This window comes from Pseudomonadota bacterium (genome assembly GCA_010028905.1).
Classification (GTDB): domain Bacteria; phylum Vulcanimicrobiota; class Xenobia; order RGZZ01; family RGZZ01; genus RGZZ01.
The window spans coordinates 1-1,349 of the sequence record RGZZ01000825.1; the positions used below are offsets into that span (position 1 = coordinate 1).

Consider the following 1,349-nt stretch of genomic DNA (forward strand, 5'->3'; position numbering starts at 1 on the left):
GCTGCTCGAGAAGGCGTTCGCGATCGTGTCCAATGCCGATGTTCGCGTGCTGCTGGGAAACTGCCTCATGCGAAGGGCGTTTCATCTCGTGTCAGATGACGTAAACGAGTTGAGCGTGTCTGATCTACGTACCCGCGGCGAGGCGCTGATGGAGCAGCATCGAAGGGCCATCGCCGATTTTGAGCGCGCTTCGTCGCTGGGCTTCGGCCAGGCGCAGGGGCATGCGGGCAATGCGCGCAAGGCGCTGGGGGTGTTGCAGCGAAAGGTGCGTGACGCCAAGGCAGGCCGTCAGGCCGAGCAGCTTTCGCTGTTCGGTGACGACGGTCTCACACGCGGTGAAGAGTGCGTAAGAAGCAAGGGCCGCCCCAGGTTGGCGCTTGCCTGGGAGGCGGCACTGCCCACGGCGGGCCTTGATGTGTCGTTCAGCCAGTCGGGAAAGGTGCTGGCCGTGGCGCACGGTGGGGGAACGACCCTGTTCGATGTCGCGAGTGGCGACGTCTCGATGCGTCTGAACGATGATGGGTGCGTGCAGTGCGTCGTGTTCTCGGCCATCTCCGATGACTACCTGTTCGAGGGCTCCAGCACAGGGCACGCGGGGCTGTGGTCGCTGGGGGATTCGCCTCGGTATCGCGTGATTGATGAGGGCCCGGACGAGGTGGTGGGGTTCGCGCTCTCCGGGAACTGGCGCAGCCTCGCGGTGCTTCGCGAGCGGAGTGATGCGCTGAGGGTGGTGTCGACGGTGGGCGATGACGTGCACGATATCGCCACGTTGTCGTCCAGCTACGTCACCGCGGTGGCGGCGTTTCACGCCAGCGACAGGTGGGTGCTGGGCCTCGGAACCGCGCTGGGTCTGTGCGCCACCGATTCAATGATGTGTCTGGATATCACCGAAATCGGTATCTTTGTGAAGTGTCTAGCGGTCTCACCGGATGACAGCCTCATCGCCGTGGGGGGATTGATGGGCGAGATCGCGCTCGTGCAAGCGCGAGACCTGCGCGTGAAGCGGGTCATCAATGTGCACGCCCAGTGCGTGAACGCGCTGGCGTTCTCATCGGATGGCGCGTTGCTCATCTCGGGAGGGATTGGCGAGAAGGTCAAGGTCCTCTCGTTGCGGTCGGGCAGGGTGATTGACTGCGTGTCGCACGACAGGGAGGTGACGGGGGTGGCGGTCTCACGAGACGGCGAATACGCTGCCAGCGTGTCGTTCGACAAGACGGTGAAGGTGTGGCGAATCGAGCGCTGACGTTACGGGGTTTGCGCTGTGATGTGTACGGCGATGCCACGGTTGCGCGCGTCTGAGAGCGACGTGCCGACCATCGGCGTGTCGGGGAGTGCCCGCACGGCGAAGG

At 64.2% G+C, this 1,349-nt stretch carries 1 protein-coding gene; it reads left to right on the top strand.

The window, feature by feature from the left end; translation table 11 throughout:
* A partial coding sequence (locus EB084_25640) for a hypothetical protein (protein ID NDD31646.1) occupies positions 1-1,243 on the top strand: 1,243 nt, incomplete at its 5' end.
* Between the last annotated feature and the right edge of the window lie 106 nt (positions 1,244-1,349).